Source organism: Oceanivirga salmonicida, from assembly GCF_001517915.1.
GTDB classification, from domain to species: Bacteria; Fusobacteriota; Fusobacteriia; order Fusobacteriales; family Leptotrichiaceae; genus Oceanivirga; species Oceanivirga salmonicida.
On sequence record NZ_LOQI01000233.1, the window covers coordinates 1 to 242 of the forward strand.

The 242-nt window shown below is 23.1% G+C and carries 1 protein-coding gene; it reads left to right on the forward strand.

Features of this window, described 5'->3' with window-relative positions; all coding sequences use genetic code 11:
* Positions 1–242, forward strand: a 242-nt coding sequence (locus AWT72_RS09080; protein ID WP_197407693.1) for an ATP-dependent metallopeptidase FtsH/Yme1/Tma family protein, incomplete at both ends; no start/stop codon positions are given.

Here is a 242-nt window from a genome sequence, read left to right on the forward strand (position 1 = left end):
TATTTGCAACTATTTTAGGTGTATATTATTTCATAGGAAATAAAACTGAAACAGGTACTATTAAAACAGTAACATATACTACATTCATTAAAAAATTAAAAGCAGGAGATGTATCAGAAGTATATGAAAAAGAAGATAGAGTTTATGCAAAATCTAAAACACAAAATGTAGAATATGAAACTAAAAAAGTAACAGATAGAATTGGTAATGACTCTAATATTATGCAAATAATAAATGAAAAT